The sequence below is a fragment of the Streptomyces sp. NPDC050485 genome (assembly GCF_044458185.1).
Classification (GTDB): domain Bacteria; phylum Actinomycetota; class Actinomycetes; order Streptomycetales; family Streptomycetaceae; genus Streptomyces.
On the sequence record NZ_JBITHR010000029.1, the window covers coordinates 48,411 to 69,666 of the forward strand.

Here is a 21,256-nt window from a genome sequence, read left to right on the forward strand (position 1 = left end):
TAGCTGGACCGGCGGCAGCCTCAGTTCCGCGGCTCGGGAGCGGTGTTGGCGGGGCGGCTGGGGTAGTGGGCGGTGATCTCGTCCAGGAGCACGCTGATGCTGCTGGTGTTCATCGCGGCCCAGATGTTCATCTGCTGCTCGCTGACGGTGCTCCCGCGGGGCAGCAGGAGTGCGGCCGGGGTACCGGCGAGCGTCGCGGCGTTCTTGAGGTGGGCAAGGGCGGCGACCAGTTCGGTGATGAACGGGGTCTCGATCGTCTCGATGTTGTGCACGTGCGCGCAGGTTCCGGCGAGCTGGAGGGCGGGCGACGCGGTCATCTGGGGCTCCTTGGGCGAGTTGAGGCGGTGGCTGGGCGAGGTGGTCATGCGGGGAGAGGGGCTGTCGGGTACGCGGTACGCAGCCATGCGTCGGTGAGGTCGGCCAGGCCGAGGACGGGAGTGAAGATCGGCGCGAAGGGGCCGTGTTCGCCGAGCTGTTCGAGGGTGGTGACGCCGGCGCGCAGCGGTGTGGTGGTCAGGAGGGGGTCGCTGGCGGCGAGGCTGCGCAGGTCGGCGATGCGCCGTTCCAGCCGTGAGGGCGAGGCGCCGGTGAGGACCAGGAGCAGGCGGGGGAAGGCGGGGTAGCGGGCGCGCCAGGCCGGGGCGGCGGGGCTGCGCCGGGAGCGGGGGCCGGCGGGCTGGGGGGCGAACTTTTCGTAGGCGGCGTAGGCGTGCAGTTTCGCTGCGAGGCGGGCGATGGTCATCTGGGTGCGGTCGACCTCGATGAAGAAGGTCAGCATGGTGCGGGTGCGCCGCTCGCGGTCGGTGTGGACGTAGTTGAGGACGGCGTCGGGAATGAGGGCGAGGTCTTCGCCGGGCCGGGCCTCGTCCCGGTAGGCGTGCGCGTTCTCCGGGGACCAGTCCAGCGGCCCGCATTCGTGGCGCAGCCGGCGGGCGTGGGTGACGAACGCCAGGCCTGTGTCGACGGTGGCCAGGGTGTGCTCCTGCAGGGGTCCCAGGGCTGCGACGGTGCTCATGCGGTAGGGGCGCGGGGGCAGCAGGCCGACGGCCTCGACGGCCTGGGCGCCCTTGTCGGTGAGCCACCACAGCAGTTCGGTCTGACCGCAGCGGCGTCGGCCGACGGTGTCGGCAAGCCCGGCCGTGCGCAGTGTGTGGAGCTGGCGGCGCATGTATTCGGCGTGGGCGTGGTGCGGGGTGATCAGCTGGTGAAGCTGGCGGGTGGAGAGCATGCGGTGCTGGTAGATGACCTGGGCGGCTTCTTGGGCCAGGGGGCCAAGACCGGCGGGCGCAGCATTCGGGTAGGGCATCAGGCGGCGTCCTTGTCGTCGTAGCTGGTAGTGGGGTCGTCGCAAGCGGTCGGGGCGGGGCTGGCTGGCTCGGGGCCGCTGTGGTGAGCGAGGATCACGTCGTCCAGAGCCTCCAGTTCGGCGAGGATCTGTTTGAGGGGGCGGCGGTTGAGGTTCTTGTCGATCGCTTCGTCCAGGGCCGGAACGCCGTCCAAGTTGTGGTACTTGGCGAAGACCTCTTCGACGGACAGGCCCCTCACGCGGAACGGGCTGGTGCGGCGGCCGTTCAGGGCGATGGACATGATCTGGTGGTATTTCGGGAGTTCGGTGATGGTCTCCGGGGTGACCTGGCCGTTCCAGCGGCGGGCCACGAAGGCCGCTTCGTCGTAGTCGGCGGCGCAGGTCGACAGCAGCGACTGGTTCTGCATGAGGGCCTGGCGGGTGATCGCGGAGAGCCGCAGGGCCATCTGTGTCATGCCGGTGAAGTGCACCTCGTACTTCCTGAGCTGCTCGGCGATCGCGGCGAGGAAGCCCTTGGACGAGGAGTCGACGGCGGTGAGTTCATCGCCCCAGGCCCAGAACGTGCGCCGCTTGCTGCGGTGGGTGTCCTGGCGGGAGCGGCCGGCGCGGTAGAGGTCGTGGATGAGCAGGCAGGACACCAGTGCATCGGCCTCGGAGCCGTCGGGGCACAGGAACACCACCTTGCCGGTGTCCATGGCGGTGCGTACGTCGTAGCCGGAGCGCGGCGAGCCGAAAAACGCCTGCAGGGACGGGCTCGTGTCGAGACGGTCGATGGCGTAGGTGACGGTGGGCACCGCCTCGGAGGGCATGTCGGCGAACGTCTTGAGCCAGTACCGCTGCACGCTGCCGGGCAGACGGGGCAGCAGCTTGCCGCGCCACTCCTCGTCGATCAGCCACCGGCGCAGCTGGAAGAGCGTGCCCTGGGCCTCGGGATGGCCTGCGCTGACGGCCTGGTGGTTGAGCAGGGCGATCGCCTGGCAGGCCCGGGCCAAGATGGTGTGCGCCCGGGGAGCCTGGTCACCCCAGCCCTGGGCGGCGGCGATGGCTTCGGTGACCGCGCGCACCACCTTCTGGATGTCGGACTCTTTGCGGTGTTCCATCGACAGGGGGTTCCAGGACACGACCATCTGGTCCGGGTCCGCCTCGCCCAGGTTGATCTCCCACATCCGGTCCATGAGGCCCTCGTGGGCCAGGTACGGCTTGGCGCGGTCCCAGGCCTCACCGTGCGGGTCGAGGAACCAGCAGCCGTGGCCCGTGTGCGCGAGCGCGATGCACTGCACGAGGGCTGCTTCGGTCTTGCCGTGGCCCGCCTTGCCGAGCATCAACGCGAACAGAAGATCGGCTGCTCGGGCGGCGCCGATGCGCTCCACGCCGTCGGGGTAGACGACCGCGCCGAGCGGCACCAGGCCCGGCTGCCCGGTGTAGACGGGCAGGTCTGCCGGGGCGGGCGGAACCAGACCGCCGGAGCGCACGACGCTGGAGGCGGTGCACGACTTGGTGGGGGGCTTGAGGAACCCGGCGAGCTCGGCCACCGTCATCCACTGCCGCCGGACCGGAGCGAACTCCCCTGTCCTAAAGCGGCGGTCGAAGAAGGCCACGGCCCGGCCGGTGCGGGGCCGTCGGGTGCCCAGGTGGTTCTCGCCGCTGGTGATGGAGAACGCCGCAAGCAGCTGGTTCATCCGCGCGAGCGCCTGCTGCGGGTGCGGGGCCTGGGTACGCAGCAGGATCTGGACGCCGAAGACGGCTCCGGCCGATGGGTCGAACTTCCCGACCTCCGCCTTGAGATCCGTCATCCGCGGCAACCGCTTCGCCCCCGAAGCCGCGTGGGCACTCTTGCCGCCGGACCAGGCCGCGCTCATCGACCCCCACACACCCGCCCCGCCCAGCCCCCCGCCCAGCCCCCCGGCCAGCCGCTCGCCGTAGGCCGAGGGACCACGGCGCCGCGAGCGGGCCAGGAGCCGGCGACGGCGGCGAGCCAGCCGCCGCTCGCCCACCGGCACCAGGTCCACGACCACCTCGGCCCGCTCCCCCGCCTCCGTGCGCACACTGGCCATCGCGGCCGCCAACTGCTGCAACGGGTCCGGAGAGAGCCCCAGGTGGGCCAGCGGCTTCTGGTCGGCCAGCGCCAGGACCAGCTCGGCGCGCTGCACGAACCGCGCCCGCCCAGCGGTGCCTTCGCCCTCGCCGTCGTCCCCATGGCCCGGCTTGATGAGGTCGACCGGCGCGGTCACGGACGGCCCCCATCACGCTGCCGGGGGAAAGTGATCGGCTCGATGCTCTTCCGGCCGCGGTGCGTGCGGACTTCCACCCCGTCGAAGCCGGGCATGCCCAGCACGGCGGCCGCCTGGATGGGCCCTTCGATGTAGCAGTGCATCTTGCTGCCCGTCTCGGCGCAGTAGCGCAGCCGCACCGCAGCACCACGCTCCGGCACCCCGTCGGCTGAGCGCGTGACCCGCCCCAGGTGATGAGCCCAGCGGTGGATCTCCCCCTCCAGCGGGGCAAATCCGGAGGTCGGTACCACCTCGACCACGGATCTCTTGAGGAGTGCTGTCCGCGCCTTCAGGCGCCGCCGCCAGGAGACACAGGTCCACACACCGGCGCCGACCGCGACCATCACCGCAAGGAGAGGGGCGGACCAGGCGATCCAGTGCGCGGCGGTGAAGGCGGCCTGGACACCGGGGAGTTCGGCATTCATACCGTGCCGCCGACAGGCGCGGTCCGCGGGTGAGGAGCGGTGCACATGGTGGCCTCCAAGCGATCGGAAAACTTCCCTTCACTTGGACCAAGTCAGTGCGCGAAGCCCGTTCAGACACCCGAGGCCATGCTTTGCTTTTCTTTTACCAATGGCTGGTCGGTGCCCGCCCCGCGGCCTCGGCACCCAGCGCGCCGTGCAGCCGGGCACCGAAGCAGGCCAGGGCGTTGAGTGCCCAACGGCGGTGGCCTGTCCGGCAAGTGCACGTGTGGGGCTGTTGCGGCTGATGAGCAGAGCGTTACGGTGATCAGGCCCGGGCGAGGAGGGATCACGATGGCGTCTCGCCCGGTGGCGCGGACCCGGGGGCCTTGCGGGCAAGCAGCCGCCAGTGGCGCGTAGTTGGTTTCGGTCGAACGCCGGTTCCAGGCGTTCTGGAATGTGTGGATTGCGGGGGATGGCTGATGCGGCCGGTGTGGAGTACAGGGCGGGTGGCCCGGGGAGTGTTGTGCGGAGTCGTTGCAGGGGCAGCGCTGTCGGCGTGCTCAAGTAGCGGGTCCACGACGGCGGGGAAGGACCGGCCGGCCGCACCTGCGGCGCAGACGGCGGAGCAGCCGCGCAAGGCCTTCGATCCGCCGACGCGGTTCGGGGCCGTCTCAGGCTCGGACACGTCGCTGGAGGATGCGGGTCAGCCGAGTACCGCAAGCGGTGACTCGGCGCGGCCTGCGGTGTCGCTGTGGCACGGTGTCGCGTATGTGGCCGGCGAGGACGGCCTGAAGGCGGTCGACACCGCCACGAGCAGCGTCAAGTGGTCGGTGGACACGACCCATAAGGCGGACCGAGGGGGATTCGGCACCCGCCGCGCCGCACCCCGGGTCGTCGCGGGCCAGGGTGGGGCGACGGTATTCGTGGCGTACGACAGGACCGTCCCCGGTCAGGGGACCCTGCCTGCCAGGGCTGCCATCGAGGTCCTCGCTGTGGATGCGGTGTCGGGAGAGGCGGCGTGGCGTGCCGAGTTCATGCCCACCCCCTCGTCCCGCGTCGAGGGCAGTGGTCTGGCAGCGGACGAGAACGTCGCACCGAAGGTGGTCTCGGCCGATACGGCATCGGTGGTGGTCACGGCTGACGAGACAACGTACGTGCTGGACCGGGGCACGCACCAACTGCGCTGGCAGCAGAAGGGCTTCAGCGCCGTCAGCGTCGCCGACGGCGTGGTGGCCGGTGGTGAAGCGGCAGGCGCGGGGGGCTTTCAGGGCCAGCTCGGTGGCTTGGCCCTCGACAGCGGGCAACGCCGCTGGACGGCGACGAGCTCCGACCGGGCCGTGCACGCGTCCGCGGCCGGGCCGGGGCTGCTGGCCGGCAATGTGCGGGAGAGCCTGATGTTGGTGGATGTCCGCACCGGCGCCGAGCGCGCCCGGTATGCGGGCGGCGGCCGGCTGCATCTGCACCCATGGCGGTGCATGGGAGATGAGCAGTCGCTCGTGCTGTGCCACGACCAGTACGCCGGGCAGGTAAACGCTGTGGTCGTCTTCGACGCGGCGACCACGTCGAAGGTGTGGTCACTGCCCGATACCTCGGGCCGGATCGTGCCCCAGGTGACCGCGTTCTGGCATGGCGCGGTGTATGGCCGGACCAGCAACGGGCCGGTGGTGCTGGACGGCCACACCGGAAAGGACCGCGAGACCAAGCCAGGCGCCGCTCCGTTCGAAGTCGACCAGTACGGAGGCCTGGTGGACGACAGCCGAGCGCCGCTCGCCGTTCCCGCCTCTGCCTGACCCTTTTCCGGGCGGGGACGGAGCTGTTGCGGTAAAAGCCCCCAAGCGCGAATCCTCCTAACCACCAGGAGCATCAATGACGTTGGACCACCCCGTGCCGTCACTGCCGCCCGGGCTGCGGGCACGCTGGCGCGACGTACCGCGTCACGCGCGGCTGCTCCAGCACCGTCTCAGCGCTCGCGCCCTGACCCCGGCCAGCCCGGCGGTGGAGATGATGTTGTGGGTCACGGCCCTGTCCTGTTGGCAAGGGGCGGGGCTGCTGTTGTCCCGGGGCACGGCCGTTCTCACCGTGCTGGGCCCTCGTGTCGGCTGGCGCCGCAGGCTGGCCGGCGGATGCGCCTTCCTCGCGGTTGTCGCCTCCATGGGCCTCTTTGCGGGCGGCGTGGTCATCGTCATCAGCATGGTCGTCGCCGTATTCGGGGGCCCGGCTGTGCTGGTCGGCTACGTCCTGCTGGGGACTATCTGCGTGCTGCTGGCTGTCGAGGTCGTCCGATCATTGCCCCGAGTACCTGCGGCATCTGCTGTGTCCAGGTCGCGTCGCGCTCATGAACGCCAGGGTGGCGTGTGGTGGGAAGCGGGGGCGCTGGCTGCCGCCGCAGAGGACCCGGTCTCCGCAGGACGCCTCGTGCATGAGGCGTTGCGTCATGCGGACGCCCACAGCATCGGGCTCGTTGCCGCAGCCCGAACGCCTGATCTCGCCTCTGCCTACCAACGGCTCGGTTTCGTGCCCGATCCCGACTTCCCGCCCGCCCTGATCCGCCGGCCGTCACCTCTCATTGAGGAGAGGCCCCGCAGGGAGCCACGACGCGGGTAGTCTCACGCACCCCTCGCCTCCCAGTGGCACGTCAAAGACGCCGGGGGCTGCTGTGTTCCCTGAACAAATGGCTCAAGTGGGGCGGTACGGCCAGGTGAGGTGACGCGCCGGACAGTCTGGTCAGGAGGCAACCCGTCGCACGGCCAGGATGCGTCGTCCGTCGATTTGGGCCACTTCAACGACGCGGCCTGGGCGGGGTGCGTGCACGAGCAGGCCACCTCCGATCGCCATGGCGACGTGTTCGGGCTGGGCGGCGCTTCCCTCGCTGAAGAGGAGGTCGCCGGGCTGGACGGCATCCAAGGGGATGGCGCGTCCTTCGTTGATCTGTGTGTCGGTGGTGCGGGTGAGCTGGATGCCAGCGACGCCGTAGGCGCGCTGCATCAAGGAGGAGCAGTCGCAGCGGCCTTGGGGGTCGCTGCCGTGGGCGTTGGTGCAGCTGCCGCCCCATTGGTAGGGGGTGCCGAGCTGGCCGAGTGCCCAGCGGATCGCCTGCTGTACGGCCGGGGGTGCGGCGAGAGGGATCTGGTAGCCGGCGGGCAGGGTGCCGGACGGGATGGTCCCGTAGTCGGTGCCGGCCGCGGCGCCACATCCCGCGCTGCCGACGGCGCCGTTCAACGCGGGAGCAGCGGCCGCGGAGCCGAGCGTGGGCGCGATGGCCTGCTGCAGCGCGGTGGCGAGCTTCTCGAATTCCGCGTACGCGTCGGGATAGGCCGACTTCTGCACCTTCTGGGCGGCGACGGTGACCGGCATCTGCTCCCAGCCCTCGACCGATTGGAGGCCCTTGTAGAACTTGGTGCTCGCGTAGACGGGATCGAGTATCTGTTCCCGGGTTCCCCAGCCCTGGGAGGGGCGTTGCTGAAAGAGGCCGAGGCTGTCGCGGTCCCCGTGGTCGAGGTTACGGAGGTCGGACTCGGCCAGGGCGGTGGCCAGTGCGATGACCTGGCCGCGGGCGGGGATGTTCATCTGGATGCCGGTGGCCACGATCGTTTTGGCGTTGGGGAGTTGCTCGGCAGGCCGGGTCAGGCCGGACACCTTGATGGTGCTGGTGTTGGAGGAGGCCAGAGCGGCCCGCACCTGCTGGGCGACCTGGCCCGTGTCGACGTCCGAACCCGCTGCTCCCCCTGCGCAGCGGGTCTGGTTGCGGGACGCGGCCTGCGCCTGGTCCTGGGCGATCCCCGCGACATGCGCGCCGATCGCAGCCATCAGGATCACCGGCAGGATGACTAGGGCGGCGCCGGCACCGATCAGCCGGGTGGTCTTCTTGGTCATACGCTGTCCCGGGGCGGGGTGCGGCGGCGGGCGAGCTCGGCGGCTTCCCTCTCAGAGAGCCAGGCGGAGAACGCACCCGGTACCGCAGCGTTGGGCGGCCTGCTGGAAGACCTGACGGTTGCGGCACGGGGCCTCGACCCGCGGACGGGATCGACTGCCCGGCGGTGCGCGGGACGCGGGGCCGGCGCGGGCGCCGCGGTGGGACGCGGCGGCGCGATGGGACGCGGCGGAAGCGGCCGGGTCCCCTGGGGGCCCGTGCCTGCAGGGGCGGTGCGGCCGGGGCGGGGCGCAGGCCGGCCGGCGGGGCGTGCCGGGCGGCGGGAGCGCTGGGTGTGGCGGTGGGAGCCGGAGCTGATCCGGGACATCAGCGCGGTGGCGCCGACGCTGCGGGGCATGGCGTAGCCGATCGCGGCGAGTGGGTTGCCGTGGGCGAGGGCGACGCCGGCCATGGTGGTGCGGACCAGGCCGCGGGCGGTGGCCGCGGCGATACGCGGTCGGCGGGTGACGGGTGTGGAGGCTGGAGTGAGGATGCTGCCGCCTGTGCCGCCGATCCGGCTGCTGGACATCTTGGAGCGGAAGTTGTTGGCCACCTGCTGGGAGCGTGCCACGAGCTTCTTGCGTTTTTTGATCGCGGCGATGCACAGCAGGTCCACGCCCAGGAAGCGCAGGGTGAGTTCGTGTCCCCAGGCGTCCCCTGCGGGGGTGAGGACGGCCTGGAGGAAGACGATGAACACCGACAGCCCGATGACGCTGGTGAGCATCATCTGCAGGGAGCGCAGCACGGAGGCGCACCAGTCCCACAGGAAGGTCCGGCCGGCTCCGGGCACGGTGCCGGCGACCAGGGCGATCTCGCCGCGGACCGCGTCCCAGGCGATGCGGCACTGGGCCAGCAGGAACGAGCCGGTGAGTCCGGAGATGAGGACCGTGACGATGAGGGCGGCGAGCAGGAGGAAGATGGCGCCACCGACCTTGTCCATGCTGGCTCGCCTGGCCGAGCCGACGTCGCCCTTGACGCATTTCTTCTCGAACTTCTCCATGGGCGGGTCACCGAAGTGGTCCACGGCCCACCGCTTGGCCATGTCGATCTCTGCGCCGTACCAGGTGTTCAAGGGCCCGCTGCCGGCGGGGAGGTAGGAGGTGAGGCGGTAGGTGGCGGCCTTGAGGCGGTTGGCGTAGGAAGTCATCTGCCGGTCGTAGGCGAGCTGGGACAGCTTGGTCTTGGAGTACTCATCAGCGCAGTCCGCCTGGAACACCTGGCCGTACTGCAGCAGCATCGCTGGCTTGACCACGAAGGCATCGACAAGCGCGTCGGTCAGCGGGCGGGTCAAGGTGGTGCTGTCGACATCGAGGTCGTGCTTGCGCTTGGGGGTCCCGGGGTTGGCCTCAAGGATGACGTCGGCGACCTGAACGGCCATGCCCCGCACGACGGCGATCGCACCGGAATCCTCGCCCATCAGGGTCTGGGGAGCCGAGGCGAGCAGGGTGGTGGTCAGGGCCGCCAGGACCACGGACAGCGCCGCGTCTCCCCATCCCTTGGCGCGGTCACCGAAGAAGATCCGTGCGACGCAGATCAGGGCGCAGACGGCGAGGAAGACGGACGGCAGGCCCATCTCCATGATGACCCCGGTGTGCAGCGAGTTGGCGACGGCGGCGACCGGCGGCAGCAGGATCTTCGCGAGGCCGAACGAGAGGGCCCAGGAGATCAGGGAACAGCAGAACGCCATGACCCATTTCGTGATCATGAAGGGGAGTTCGGTGAGCAGGTTCTCGATGCCGAGGTCCCAGTCGAGGAGGCCGCCGGTGTCGCCCTTGATGGTGTAGGCGGAAATCGGCATGCCGTTGGAATCCGTCACGTTGAACGCACCGAGAACGCCGCCCTCGTGGGGCAGCAGTTTGCGCAGTTCGTCGGTGCGCTGCTGGATCAACTCCTGCTGGGCGGCGGCGGACAGCCGCTCACCCTGCTCGCGCATCAGATCCTCGATCCGCTTCGTCTCCTCCGGGGTCGGAGGGCGCTGGACGCCGTCTGCCGGCACACTCGCCGAGGTCGACGGGGTTGGTGTGGGGCTGGGGTCGGCGTGCGCGGGCAGGGCGGTCAGCAAAGTGAGCGCGGTGGCCGCTATCGCCGCGAACAACAGGGCCAGCCGCAGGCGGGTGGTGCCCAGCAGCCGCAGCCGTGCCCCGTAGAGGGTGAAGGCGTTCCTCGTGCGGGCGTTCATGCTGCGGCCTGGAAGTCGCCGGGCGTGGTGTGAATGACCTTCAGGACGGCTTCGTCCGCAGGGGGCATGACGCGCATCAGGCCGATGCGGCTGAGCAGGTCGCGGTAGAGGCACTCCCCAGCCCGGGCGGCTTTCTCCTCGTCGGGCAGGCCGATCGGGGACAGTCCGGCGGTCACCAGGTCCAGCAGGTCGGGGTCGGTGGCGTCCACGCCGAGGAATTCCAGGCCACGCTGGGCCAGGGTGCGGGTGGTCTGGCGGAACAGGAACCGGTGCGGGATCAGCCCGCGGATGATTGCGCCCTTCTCAGAGTCGGCCGGTCCGATGTCGTCCGCGTCATGGGAGCCGAGGTACGCGGCGGCGTGGTGCTTGCGGCCGTCACGGATCAACTCCAGCAGCAGCTCCAGGCCCTCGTCGGAGGAGGTGAGCCACCAGCATTCATCGAAGACGGCGACACCGAACTCATACTTGTTCTTCATGACCGTCTCGCGGGCCACCGCCGCGATCAGGTACATCAACGCGCGGCCGGCGACCTTCTCGAACTCCAGCCGCTCGATGCGGTGCTCCGAGGCGAGTTCGGACTTCTTGGGCAGCTGCAGGGAGTTGACGGCGAAGACGACGGAGTCAGCCCGCTGCGTGTCGACGATGGGCAGACTCTCGTCGAACACGACCCGGGACAGGTCCTTGCGAGCGACCGCCTTCAGCTTGCGGGCCAGATTACGGGCTGCCGGATCGTCGCCGCCGCGGGCGGTGAGCTCGTCGACCAGGGCACGCATCGAGGGAGCCGGGCGCTCCAGAACGGCCTGGACCGCCTCCGAGAGAGCAACGCCTTCCAGGTCCATGGGGCGTACGCCGAGGAGCAGGGTCAGGAAGGACTCGGTGAACCGGGCCGCGACCTTGGGGCTGTCACCCACGAACAAACGCAGCGGGTCGAGGGAGACTTCGGCCCGCTGGTCGATACGGATGACCTGGGTGGTGCCGGGGCAGGCCCTGGCGAAGCGCACCCATTCCTCGTCGCTGGTGCGGTCGACAATGACGGCGCGGCCGCGGGAGTGAGGGTCGCCGGGCCGATGGCCGCGCGCCAGCACGTTGTAGCAGGCCGACTTCATCGCGAAGGACTTGCCCGCGCCGAGTTCACCGAGGAACGCCATGCTCGCGGAGGCGTTCTCGCGTGGACCGCGGGCCGGGTCGATCAGAACCGGACGGGCGCCGCCGGACGCGAGCTGCACGCCGAACAGGCCACCGCGTTCATCGCCCAGGGCACTGCCGCACCAAGGCATGGCCATCGCGAAGTCGCCTGCCAGCAGGTACTGGGCGTAGCCGAGCATGACGCGCGGGGTGCGGCAGCCGGGCTGCATGGCCTGCCACAGGCGAGCCTGCTCCCCCACCGGGCGGGAGAAGGTGTATTCGGTGGCGCCGAAGTCCGCGGCCAGCGAGGCGGCGCGGGCCTGGGCGTCGTCGGAGGTGGCGCCCCAGACGGCGAGGGTGACCATGGCACGGATCTCGACCTCGCGCCGGTTCGCGGTGATCCGGTCGCGGAACTCGTCGTTGTCCCGCTCATGGTGGGCGATCGAGGCCGGCGGGCCGGCCGGGTCGCCCTCGTACTCCGCGGCCTGGGACTTCAAGTGGGTGGCCCGCTTCCGCGTCTTGGCCTCTGCTTTGGTGCCGGGGGTGATGACCAGGCGGGCCGTCCAGTCGACCGGGTAGGCCAGATCGTCCAGCTGCTGCAGATAGGCGGCCCCGGGCAGGGCGAACGCCTCCGGCATCTCCGACAGCGCCAAAAGCGCCTGGTAGGAGTTGCCCCACTCGCTGGCGACCTGCAGGAAGCGCCGGCCGAACGGGTTACCCGGGGCGGCGCGGCGGCCGCTGAAGTCCGCGCCGCCTTCCGCGAGTACGAATTCGTTCAGGGCGGCGGTGGTGCGACCGCGACCGCGCACCGGCTGCTCGGTGCCGTCGGGCAGGAAGGGTTCGGCCAGCCCGCGCCGCGCGGAGTGGCCGTAGATCCACAGGATTTCGGCTTCCGACGCCGGCCGCATGGACACGCCCGAGGGCCACTGGGCGTGGAGGCGCTCGGCCTGCTCGGTGCGAAGGGCGATGTCCTCGGTAGTGACCGGGGCGGGCAGCAGGCCCAGCTGGAGGTCGAACTCGGCCTTGGCTGCGGAGAACGCGGAGGTGACAGCGTCCTTGCGGGACAGTGCCGGCAGTGGCACGGCGAGCCAGTCGGTGCGGCCGGTCAGGTCCATGTTTTCCAGCTGGTCCAGGACCGCACCCCCCAGTTGCTCGTAGCGCGGCGAGCGGGCCAGGTCCACGTCGGCGACCATGGCGCGGACGACCGCGACCGGATCGACCTGCGGGCACAGGGACAGCAGCATCGGCTCCCCGGTCAGCGACTTGAACAGCGACTCAAGTGCCTTGAGCCGGCGCTTCTTCGCCGTGGACGGAGCGTGGCTGTAGTTCGCGGCCGCGACCCGCCATACCGCCCAGCAGGTGCCGTGCGTGGTGTAGATGATGTTGTTGGCGATGTGCCGGATCGGCAGGCGCATGACTTCAGTCCTTGCTGGGGGTACGGCGGGCGAGGAGTGCCTGCACACCGGAGGCGACGGGCAACGGAGTACCGGAAGACGGCGAGACGGTCAGCAGATCCGGCGGAACGCGGCGGCGCGGCCCCGCGGCGGACATGCCAGCTCCCGAAGACCCCGGGGTCTTGAGTACGGCAGGAACAGGGGCTGCGGCAGCAGCGGGTGATGGCTCCACGGCCCCGGGGGCTGGGGCGGGTTCGCCGAGCGTGATGAGCGCGGCGGCTCGGGCTGCACGGCTCAGCCGGCAGGCCCGGCCGTGCAGCCGGCCCGCCCGGGGAGCCGCGAGCAGCATCACGACGCTGGCCATCGCCGCGACGGGGTTACGGCCGTCGATGTGCAGCTGGCGGACAGCGAAGGACACCGCGAACGGCAGACCGATGAGCAGGGCCGCATCCACCCAGCCGTGCCCGCCCCACACCGGCCGCGACAGCAGCAGCACCGCCACCGTGGCGATGATCGAAGCAAGTTGGGTGAGCGTGTACGGGCCGCCAGGCAGCCGGATCCCCTGCCCGCCGCGCACATCCCGGATGACGCCATAGACCAGCGGCGCACGCCGGGCCTTGGTGTAGCAGCGGCCGATCAGCTCCGGCTCACCGTCCGCCACGCTGGGGGTCGTCACTGGTCACCGGTCCGCACGGTGGAGCCGTCATAGTGCGTGATGGTGTCGGTCGTGGTGCTCTTGATCGTCGTGCCCATGCTGGCGGACAGGCCCCACACGATCCCGGCGAAGATGACCGCCATGATCGTGGGGCCGGGTGCCTTGGTCTTGAACCCGATGACCAGGACGAAAACCCCGCACAGCACGGGGATTCCGACGTTGAAGATCAGGCCCTTGAGGTCATTGCCAAAGCCTGTTCCCAGGGAGATCCAGTCGTTGGCAAGCGTGACGGTGTCGTGCATGACGTACTCCGTTGGGTCGCAGGGGCGGTTCAGGACGGGGAGCCACCAGGCGCCGGTGCGCCCGTGGCCGTGGAAGGGGCGGAGGCTGGGGCGGTGGGCTGGATACGGGCCGGGGTCGGGGCGCCGTCCAGGGCGGCGATCTCCCAGCGCCCGGCCCGTGCCGACAGGGCGAGCGCGTAGGTGAGCGGGACACGGATGCCGTCCTGGCCGCGGGCGCGCAGCTGGACCACCAGGCGCAGCCGGGTCCCGTCGGCCGGGACGGCGGCGACCGGCTCTCCCCCGCTCTCCCCCTCGATCGCAAGCTGGTCGACGGCGAGTTCCGTGTACGGGACGGGGCTGATCGCGGTGAGCTGGGTGCCGGGCGCGAGGTAGCGGTCCAGGCCGCCGGTGCCTGTGAGGTAGGCGTTCAGGAACTGGGTCACGGCCTGGGTGCGCGGGTCGGACGGCAGAGCCGGCCGCAGCGGCCCGTAGACGAGGGCCGGGGGTGCGATCCGGGCGGGCGCGCTGACCTCGCCCGGCATCGCCAGCGCCACATACCCACTCGCCCCGCCCGCCGCCACAGCGGTGGCGACCGGGACCTGGAAGTAGTGCACGGCGCCAGCTGCAGACGCGACGGCATCGGCTTTGGGATCGCGGCGGGCCTCGTCGGCCGGGCTGCTCGGCGTGGGCGTGGGGTGGGTGTCGGTGATGCGGGCGGCCACGGTCACCGACCACACGTCCCGGTCGGTCTGGCGCAGCCGGACCACGGTCAGCTGCTCACCGGTGTGCCGCTGGGAGGCGCCCTCAAGGCGCAGCCCAGCTGCGGGCGGGTAGTAGGCGGCGAGCTTGGCCTGGTCGCCCTCCCCCGCGCTGAGGAACGCGGCGACAAACAGCTGGGCAAAGCCCGAGGCTCCTTGGCCGCCCGCCGCCGGAGCGGCCGGGGCCGCCGGGTGCGGGGCCGGGCGGGTGGCAGCAGGGGCGGAGAGGAAAGCGGTGAGGCCGAGCAGCGGGCCCAGTAGGAGCAGTCCCCACAGTCCGTACCGAATCAGGGCGCTGGTGTTGGCGCGTGCTCCGGTCGACCATCCCGCCAGCTCACCGGGACCATCTCCGGCCGGGCTGTCGGCGGTGGCCTCGCTGTGCGGCTCGGGCTGCTCGGGGCGGTGGCGCAGCGTGTTCATGCCTCGCCCCCGCCCGAGACGGCCGGTACGAGGTGGTGGCCGGCCAGTTCCGCGATACGGCGGCGCAGTTCGCGCTCGGGCCGCTGCTCCAGTGCGTGCAGGGACGCCAGCACGGCGGCGGCCTCGTCCGACAAGAAGGTGAGCAGCCGTTCGTGGACGGCGGGGTCGAAGGGATGGTGTACCAGGGCGGCCCCGAGGCCGATGAGCAAGTGCTGGGCGCGGGTGACGCGTTCCTCGTCCGCGTCGACAGCACGGGACTTGGTGAAGGAGGGCATCTCATTCCTCTCAGTGGACGGCAAACAGGCAGGGGCGAGTCAGACCGTGGTGCGCGCGGCGGACTTGAGGCGGTGCACAGCACGGGAGCGGTGGCGCTGCCAGGCGCCAGGCGTCGTCCCGGCCAGGCGGGCCGCCCGGGCATCGGGCACCGGCGTCGCGGTGTGGTGCCAGGCGATGGCGCGGGCCTCGGATGGCGAGAGCGTTCCGGACTCCATCGCCTCCAGGACCAGCTCCAGCAGCTCCAGGCGCGCCTGGCTCCACTCCTCCACTCCCGCGTCGCGGTCCGGGGCCAGACGGGCGGCGGCCGCCGCCGACTGCACCCACTGCGCATGGGCCCGCTCGGCCGGGCCGGCCTCAGGGTCGGCGTAGTCGTCTGCCAGCGCGAGGTCGTCGCCGAGCCGCTCGTGCTCGCGGGCCAGTTCGCGTCCGACCCGGCGCAGCATGTCCAGGGCGAGATTGGCCGCGGGCCGGCCGGGCCGGGTGTGGATGCCGCCGGCCCGGGCCACCTCGTACAGTGCGACGACCACGATGTGGCTGGTGTCATCGAAGACGCGCCCCTGCCGGGCCAGTCCGCGGGCCATGCGCACCGCGGCCGGCACCATCGCCTGCACCACGATCCGCGCCGCCAGGACAGCCGAGCGGTCCTGACCGGCCGCCCGCCTGAGCAGAGCGCGCAGCACTGCATCGGTCAGTGCATCGGAGAGCACCCCGTCGCGTGGCCGCAAGGCGGCCAGCAACTGCGCGGGTCCCAGGGTGCGTACCCACGCACCGGTCACCTCGGCCAGATCGTCGGCCAGGTGATCGGCCATCAGCCAGTCGGCCACCGCGGCCTGGACCGCGGTATCAGCGCACAGCGCCGCCCACTCGGCGTCCAGGCGATCGAAGATTCCGCACACGTTGCGGACGGGGTACGTCTGATCCACGGCACAGCTCCTTTCGGATCTCGTGCCGTGAACACTCCTCACAACCCCTTGCCCAAAAGCTTGCCCGCGCCCCGGACAGCCCAGATCAATTCCTTGCCCGCCGAAACCGGGGCCCGACAAGGCCGCTTGGGCAAGGAGTCACAGGGCCGGGCAAGGAACTCCAGCAGGTGCGGGCAAGGACATTGGCTGCCGGGCAAGGAAGGGGGCCGACGCCCTCAGGGCGCGGCCAAGGACCGACGGCCGAGTCGGCGCCACAAGCGAAACCGCCCGCAGCGAACCATCGGTCCGCTGCCGCCCATGCGCAGCCAGCAATCGGCCAGCCATCCGCGCTCGACAGCGCTGCCCGCCCCGGTCTTGGAAGCCTGATCGGCCACGATGAGCGTGGCCGATCAGGGCGTGACCGTCCATGGCCAGTGGCCGATCAAGTCCTCATCGGCCACAGACTCCGCCGCGCCCGCCTCCACTCGACCTGCCGCATCGGCCCTGGGCAAGGACCAATCCAGGCACCAGCCGACGTCATGACCGGTCCCTGGACCCACCGTGCGCACGCATTCCAGCACGGCGAGGCATCAGCCACGCTGCCCGTTCCAACTCCAGCCAGGCAGCCTTCGCATCGAGCACAGCCGTTCCAACCCGCTCCCCAGACACAGCCTCAACGGCCGCCCCTCGGCATTCCAATCGGGCCTCATCAGCATCCCGGAGCCCCCTGTGGACCGTCCCCTGCCGGGGCGTGCGAGTACAGGTCTGGCAGTCAGTAGGCTTTCTGTCCGGCAGCTTGACTGAACCCCTGGAACAGCTCACACAAATGCTCGCCAGTTGGAAAATCAATGGTCACAGACTTGGAACTCCCGATACGCCGTAGAAGACCGACCGGCCATCACAGCTGAAGCGGAGCATCTGCGCACTGTTCCCGGGCACCGTCAGGACGTCTCGTCAAGCTGCTGATCGCCGGGAGCAGCAGCCGCCGGAGGCATGGAAATTCCACCCTGGCCACGCACCGAAGCGGTGCCGCGGACGTCCGGCCCGGCGTTGGAATTCCAGGCGCGCGGCAAACGGTCCCGCTACGCCTTCTTGATCGCCCCGAGGTACTTGCGCACCGTGCCGACCTTGTAGCCGGTCCGCTCCGCGAGCATCGGGGCAAGGCTGTTCGCCGACATCGCCTGCTCCTTCGGGCGCAGAGCCCGGTAGTAGAACTCGACCAGCGCGATGCCCTTGAGGTCCGCCGGCGCCGCCGCCCTCACGTCCTCTTCCTCAACGACCGGCTCCTGCACGGCGTCCGCCACGGGCCCCGTCGTCCCGTCATCAGTAGAAGGCGTTCCGGACTCAGCCAGTTCCTCCCGCGCCGGGGGAATCCGCACCTGCACGCTGACCCGGCCACTCCCCCCGGTCCGGTCGGCCGCCACACCCTCGAACTCCCGCGCGTTGGAATGCTGGAATTCCAGCACCGATGCAGTGTCCCGGTGCAGCTCCATGTTGGAATCCGCACCATCGGGCCCCATCCCGAAGGTCTCGGCATTCGCTGCCTGCGCGTGGCTGGGGTCTACTGAGACCATCACCGGCTCGCGTTCATGGGCCTGTTCGGGCTGGGGCTGGGGCTGAGGGGCGGCGTCGGTGAAGGCTGGGTCATACGTGCCCTCGTACACCTCGGGCGAGACGTGCTGGGCAGCGAACCAGGGACTCGCGGGCGCGGCCTGCTCCCGGTCCTCGGCCTGCTCCCGCTCCTCCTCCGGTACGTGCCGCTCCCCCACCGGTTCCGACTCCAGGCGACTCGCAGCAACCTGCTGGAAGAGGTGTTCGGATACGGACGCAGGCACCTCTCCTGCATCCACAGTCCGGTCGGGCTCCTGGTCCATCTCCCTCCTAGCAAGGGGCAGGTCGGTGCGCTCGATGGATACCGACGGCAGGAGCACCGGCTCCATGCCGGCGGCGGCGAGGCCGGCCGGGGCGGTCTCGGCGAGCGGGACGCCGAACTTCGCCAGGCGCAGCGGCATCAACGATTCGACGGGGGCCTTGCGGCGCCAGGCGCGGCCGTAGACGGACTGGAGGCGGGCGCGGTAGACGAGGCGGTCCTGTTCGAGCTTGATGACCTGCTCGTAGGAGCGCAGCTCCCAGAGTTTCATGCGGCGCCACAGCAGGAAGGTCGGGACCGGCGACAACAGCCACCTCGTCACCCGAACTCCCTCCATGTGCTTGTCGGCAGTGATGTCGGCGATCCGGCCGACCGCGTGCCGGGCCGCCTCGACCGAGACGACAAAGAGCACGGGAATCACGGCGTGCATGCCCACGCCCAGCGGGTCCGGCCAGGCTGCCGCGCCGTTGAAGGCGATGGTGGCGGCCGTCAGCAGCCAGGCGGTCTGGCGAAGCAGCGGGAACGGGATGCGCATCCAGGTCAGGAGCAGGTCGAGGGCGAGCAGCACACAGATGCCCGCGTCGACTCCGATCGGGAAGACGTAGGAGAAGTTGCCGAAGCCCTTCTTGAGCGCGAGCTCGCGGACCGCCGCGTACGAACCCGCGAAACCGATCCCGGCGATCACCACGGCACCCGCGACCACCAACCCGATCAGAATGCGGTGCGTGCGTGTGAGTTGCAGCGGAACCTTCTTCCCCGCAGACACGTGGGGCTGTCCTCCTGTGATCGTGATCCTGAGTGCCCCTCACACTCTCACGTGACAAGTGGGACTGAGGGAGGGTCCTGGGGTGCGAGGTCTGATTGTCAGCGAACTGAGATCGCTTCACCTGGCCTCGGCCGTCCGGTCCAACCCCTGCTGGACGCTCTGGCCGAAAGCGCGGTGATCGTCATGTGCCTCTCGTCGATGCCGCCGGGCTGGAGCGGCGGGGCAGTGGGGCTCGGGCCCGACTGAGAGAGAACGAGGTGGGACGTCGACCGGTGGACAGCGGACGGCCCGGCCCCCCAGAGAGGTGGGGGGCCGGGCCGCCGGCGTTTCCATTGGAAACGGCAGTCAGGTGCGGTCGGGGAATCCGATGCTGGTCATCAGCTTCCGATAGTCAACGGCTGGCACCGAGTTAGGCAGGAGGATGGGCAGGGGGCAGCAGTCGTCGTACAGCTTCTTCGCGTCGGCCGAGTAGCGGATGTAGGGCGTGAGAATGTCGCCGTACAGAGATTCGGCGAGCGCTGTTGCCTTTCGGGCCGACGCTTCGGTGTAGCTGGCGGTCGGGGTACCGGTGAGGATCAAGTGGTTGACCGTCGGGCGGCCGGGCACCGACCGCCGGAGGCGATTCTTCTCCCTGACACGGCCCAGTTCCTCGAACAACGGGACCAAGAGCTTGACGTCCTTCGGATCGGCACGGACCGACGGGATCACAGAGTCGTCTTCGTCGAGCATGCGGATCACGGAGTAGACCATCTTCCCGTAGCTAGCGGGGAAGTCGAGCCAGAAGATGTCGTCCTCGTCACCGTCGTAGGCGAGCAGGATCTCGGCGAACCAATCCTGCCGGTCCGCGTCCTCGGCGATGGCCGTGTCCGCGGTAGACATCTCCTTGCAGCTGGGCACGATGCGCAGGCCGGGGATATAGGCGAAGGCGTCGTCGTCGTAGCCGTCGCCGATGCGGTAGCGGGCCGGGAGCGCGACCTCGTCCAGGGTTGCGGTTCCATGGATAAGGTCGAGGACGGTCTTCCGACCCTTCATGGCCTCTTCGTCGTAGCCGAGGATCGTGGTGGTGGATCGGTTGGCGTCGAAGTCGAAGATGGTGCCCGGGTAGCCGCGCAGTGCGGCTTCGGTCGCCATGGAGGTGGCGCTAGTGGTTTTGGTGGAACCGCCGCACTCGAGGATGAAGGCATAGATCTTGGGGTGGCGCCGCCTCCGGGGGCGAAAGCGGGGGTCGACGGTGCGCGTCACGCTGTTTCTCCTGTGGTGTCCAAGCCGAGTTCCTTCTTCTCCCACGCGGTCTCTGGGGCGTATTGCGCGTGATCCTGGAGGAGGCGCAGGTATCCGATCTCGCGGGTGCCCCACGAGTGCCGACGGGCGGCGGTACGGAGTTCACCGGCAGCGAGGGCGCTCGCGAAGGCGGCGAGCCGCTGCAGGTCGGCATCGCCGGAATCCTGGACGGCGTTGAAGTACGAGCTGGCGTTCTGGTCGTCGATGCTGTGGCGTTCGGCTCGTCGGAGCCAGACCAGAGCGCGCTGTTGTGCGGCGGACTGCTGCTGCGGGGCCAGCAGGGCACCGGTCATGGCTTTGAGGAGGAGATCGGTGTCGCCGGAGTCGCTGACGTCGACGGCTTTTACGAGAAGCTGGCAGGCAGCATCCCGGGCTGCAGCTGCGGTGCTGCGGTCGCGTTCGTACTGGTCGGCCGACGGCTTGGGCTGCTCCTTCTTCGGCGCCATCCTCCGCTTGGGGGCAGCGTTTCCATTGGAAACGCCTGCTGGCTTCGGGGCGCCGTCGTTTCCATTGGAAACGGTGTCGTCATCTGTGGGGTTGTCGGAGTCCGGTGCGTCTTCGACCTGCCGCTGGCGCGCGAGGATCTGCGCCTGCGCCTCCAGCGGACGCATGCCGCCCTGAACCAGAGTCACCGCTTCCCGCTGCTCCTCGGCGCTCATCTTCTGGAACTTCTCCGCCGTGCTGACGACCAGGGTGCCGTCCCTGAGAGCCCCCCGGACTTCCGGCTCCAGCGTGAGCAGCTGTACACGCTTCCACACGGTGCCCTTAGAGATGGCTCCCTTAGCGGTCTCTCCGACCTTCTGCGCGATCTGCTCGTACGACAGTCCGCTGCTCCGCAGAGCTTCGTAGTGCTCGGCTTCTTCCAGCGGGCTGAGCTGTGCTCGGCGGAGGTTCTCGATGAGGGTGATGAGGCGAGCGTCCGCGACCTTGTCGTCCATCAGGACACTGGGGATCTCCTCCCAACCCAGAGACTGGATCGCACGCCAGCGATGCTCCCCGAAGAGGATCACGTTCGGGGCAGTGATCTTCTCCGCCGTCTCCGGGTAATGCTCGATCCAGAGATCCGCAGGGATGTGGGCGATGCTCTGGAGAAGGCCAACCGTCTCGATCGTGGCCGCGAGCTCCTCAACGCCGGACATGGCCCGCCGATTGAACGGGTTGGGGCAGAGGCTCGCGGGGTCGAGTTCGACGGTGTCCCCGCTGCGATCCTTGCCGCCCCGGTAGAACGCCTCTTCCTTGGAAGGAGCAACGGGGGCCTGCTTGGTGCTTGTGCGCTTGGGCCTCGGAAGGTTGGCAGCCATAGGTTCTCCAGGACGACAGAAAGTACGGCCAGAGACTAGCCGTTCCTCGTGGAATACCTGACTCCTGGTACGGTCCGGCCGGGGCAAGACTCGATCTGCCGCAGGCCGGATTGCCGTTTCCAATGGAAACGCCTGCCCACATCAGAGGTCTGACGGAT

Annotated in this window: 17 protein-coding genes; 2 read left to right on the top strand and 15 right to left on the bottom strand. The window is 70.0% G+C overall.

What is annotated here, in order from left to right:
• Nucleotides 1-20: 20 nt before the first annotated feature.
• From ACIBK6_RS36490 to ACIBK6_RS36505, 4 genes are read right to left on the bottom strand one after another with little or no spacing between them, the layout of a single operon-like run.
• Nucleotides 21-365: a hypothetical protein gene (locus ACIBK6_RS36490; protein WP_399056841.1), complete on the bottom strand. Its 345-nt coding sequence runs from the start codon at nt 363-365 to the stop codon at nt 21-23.
• Complete coding sequence (locus tag ACIBK6_RS36495; RefSeq protein WP_399056843.1) at nt 362-1,306, bottom strand: replication-relaxation family protein; 945 nt, start codon at nt 1,304-1,306, stop codon at nt 362-364. The genes ACIBK6_RS36490 and ACIBK6_RS36495 overlap by 4 nt, the downstream gene beginning before the upstream one ends.
• Nucleotides 1,306-3,537: an ATP/GTP-binding protein gene (locus ACIBK6_RS36500; protein ID WP_399056845.1), complete on the bottom strand. Its 2,232-nt coding sequence runs from the start codon at nt 3,535-3,537 to the stop codon at nt 1,306-1,308. The genes ACIBK6_RS36495 and ACIBK6_RS36500 overlap by 1 nt, the downstream gene beginning before the upstream one ends.
• The gene (locus ACIBK6_RS36505; protein ID WP_399056847.1) at nt 3,534-4,001 is read right to left on the bottom strand and encodes a hypothetical protein; all 468 of its coding nucleotides are present in this window, start codon (nt 3,999-4,001) and stop codon (nt 3,534-3,536) included. The genes ACIBK6_RS36500 and ACIBK6_RS36505 overlap by 4 nt, the downstream gene beginning before the upstream one ends.
• 749 nt (nt 4,002-4,750) lie before the next feature.
• On the opposite strand from ACIBK6_RS36505, the gene ACIBK6_RS36510 reads away from it, so the two are divergent.
• Both ACIBK6_RS36510 and ACIBK6_RS36515 read left to right on the top strand, forming a co-directional pair.
• The gene (locus tag ACIBK6_RS36510; protein WP_399056849.1) at nt 4,751-5,770 is read left to right on the top strand and encodes a hypothetical protein; all 1,020 of its coding nucleotides are present in this window, start codon (nt 4,751-4,753) and stop codon (nt 5,768-5,770) included.
• Between the two features lie 76 nt (nt 5,771-5,846).
• Complete coding sequence (locus ACIBK6_RS36515) at nt 5,847-6,584, top strand: hypothetical protein (RefSeq protein WP_399056850.1); 738 nt, start codon at nt 5,847-5,849, stop codon at nt 6,582-6,584.
• Between the two features lie 120 nt (nt 6,585-6,704).
• Here ACIBK6_RS36515 and ACIBK6_RS36520 read toward each other — a convergent pair whose 3' ends face one another.
• From ACIBK6_RS36520 to ACIBK6_RS36570, 11 genes are all read right to left on the bottom strand, one after another.
• Nucleotides 6,705-7,853, bottom strand: a complete 1,149-nt coding sequence (locus ACIBK6_RS36520; RefSeq protein ID WP_399056852.1) for a C40 family peptidase — start codon at nt 7,851-7,853, stop codon at nt 6,705-6,707.
• Nucleotides 7,850-10,069 (bottom strand): hypothetical protein, encoded by a 2,220-nt coding sequence (locus ACIBK6_RS36525; protein ID WP_399056854.1) that lies wholly within the window; start codon nt 10,067-10,069, stop codon nt 7,850-7,852. Before ACIBK6_RS36525 ends, ACIBK6_RS36520 begins: the two co-directional genes overlap by 4 nt.
• Nucleotides 10,066-12,609: an ATP-binding protein gene (locus ACIBK6_RS36530; protein WP_399056856.1), complete on the bottom strand. Its 2,544-nt coding sequence runs from the start codon at nt 12,607-12,609 to the stop codon at nt 10,066-10,068. The genes ACIBK6_RS36525 and ACIBK6_RS36530 overlap by 4 nt, the downstream gene beginning before the upstream one ends.
• 4 nt (nt 12,610-12,613) lie before the next feature.
• A complete protein-coding gene (locus tag ACIBK6_RS36535; protein WP_399056858.1) occupies nt 12,614-13,264 on the bottom strand; it encodes a hypothetical protein in 651 nt (216 codons plus the stop codon).
• Nucleotides 13,261-13,545: a hypothetical protein gene (locus ACIBK6_RS36540; RefSeq protein WP_386141343.1), complete on the bottom strand. Its 285-nt coding sequence runs from the start codon at nt 13,543-13,545 to the stop codon at nt 13,261-13,263. Before ACIBK6_RS36540 ends, ACIBK6_RS36535 begins: the two co-directional genes overlap by 4 nt.
• 29 nt (nt 13,546-13,574) lie before the next feature.
• Nucleotides 13,575-14,702 (bottom strand): conjugal transfer protein, encoded by a 1,128-nt coding sequence (locus ACIBK6_RS36545; protein ID WP_399056860.1) that lies wholly within the window; start codon nt 14,700-14,702, stop codon nt 13,575-13,577.
• Nucleotides 14,699-14,977: a hypothetical protein gene (locus ACIBK6_RS36550; protein WP_399056862.1), complete on the bottom strand. Its 279-nt coding sequence runs from the start codon at nt 14,975-14,977 to the stop codon at nt 14,699-14,701. The genes ACIBK6_RS36545 and ACIBK6_RS36550 overlap by 4 nt, the downstream gene beginning before the upstream one ends.
• Before the next feature lie 39 nt (nt 14,978-15,016).
• Nucleotides 15,017-15,901, bottom strand: a complete 885-nt coding sequence (locus tag ACIBK6_RS36555) for a hypothetical protein (RefSeq protein ID WP_399056864.1) — start codon at nt 15,899-15,901, stop codon at nt 15,017-15,019.
• Nucleotides 15,902-16,962: 1,061 nt separating this feature from the next.
• Nucleotides 16,963-18,516, bottom strand: coding sequence for a DUF2637 domain-containing protein (locus tag ACIBK6_RS36560; protein WP_399056866.1), 1,554 nt, complete (start codon nt 18,514-18,516; stop codon nt 16,963-16,965).
• 345 nt (nt 18,517-18,861) lie between these two features.
• Nucleotides 18,862-19,758 (bottom strand): ParA family protein, encoded by an 897-nt coding sequence (locus ACIBK6_RS36565; protein WP_399056868.1) that lies wholly within the window; start codon nt 19,756-19,758, stop codon nt 18,862-18,864.
• On the bottom strand, nt 19,755-21,098 hold the full coding sequence (locus ACIBK6_RS36570) for a ParB/RepB/Spo0J family partition protein (RefSeq protein WP_399056870.1): 1,344 nt from the start codon (nt 21,096-21,098) through the stop codon (nt 19,755-19,757). Before ACIBK6_RS36570 ends, ACIBK6_RS36565 begins: the two co-directional genes overlap by 4 nt.
• Between the last annotated feature and the right edge of the window lie 158 nt (nt 21,099-21,256).

What these genes read in the sequence shown, in the direction of transcription:
- ACIBK6_RS36570 (WP_399056870.1), bottom strand. Translation starts at nt 21,098, where the DNA reads ATGGCTGCCAACCTTCCGAGGCCCAAGCGCACAAGCACCAAGCAGGCC.
- ACIBK6_RS36515 (WP_399056850.1), top strand. Translation starts at nt 5,847, where the DNA reads ATGACGTTGGACCACCCCGTGCCGTCACTGCCGCCCGGGCTGCGGGCA.
- ACIBK6_RS36545 (WP_399056860.1), bottom strand. Translation starts at nt 14,702, where the DNA reads ATGAACACGCTGCGCCACCGCCCCGAGCAGCCCGAGCCGCACAGCGAG.
- ACIBK6_RS36490 (WP_399056841.1), bottom strand. Translation starts at nt 365, where the DNA reads ATGACCACCTCGCCCAGCCACCGCCTCAACTCGCCCAAGGAGCCCCAG.
- ACIBK6_RS36540 (WP_386141343.1), bottom strand. Translation starts at nt 13,545, where the DNA reads ATGCACGACACCGTCACGCTTGCCAACGACTGGATCTCCCTGGGAACA.
- ACIBK6_RS36495 (WP_399056843.1), bottom strand. Translation starts at nt 1,306, where the DNA reads ATGCCCTACCCGAATGCTGCGCCCGCCGGTCTTGGCCCCCTGGCCCAA.
- ACIBK6_RS36525 (WP_399056854.1), bottom strand. Translation starts at nt 10,069, where the DNA reads ATGAACGCCCGCACGAGGAACGCCTTCACCCTCTACGGGGCACGGCTG.
- ACIBK6_RS36520 (WP_399056852.1), bottom strand. Translation starts at nt 7,853, where the DNA reads ATGACCAAGAAGACCACCCGGCTGATCGGTGCCGGCGCCGCCCTAGTC.
- ACIBK6_RS36505 (WP_399056847.1), bottom strand. Translation starts at nt 4,001, where the DNA reads ATGAATGCCGAACTCCCCGGTGTCCAGGCCGCCTTCACCGCCGCGCAC.
- ACIBK6_RS36550 (WP_399056862.1), bottom strand. Translation starts at nt 14,977, where the DNA reads ATGCCCTCCTTCACCAAGTCCCGTGCTGTCGACGCGGACGAGGAACGC.
- ACIBK6_RS36530 (WP_399056856.1), bottom strand. Translation starts at nt 12,609, where the DNA reads ATGCGCCTGCCGATCCGGCACATCGCCAACAACATCATCTACACCACG.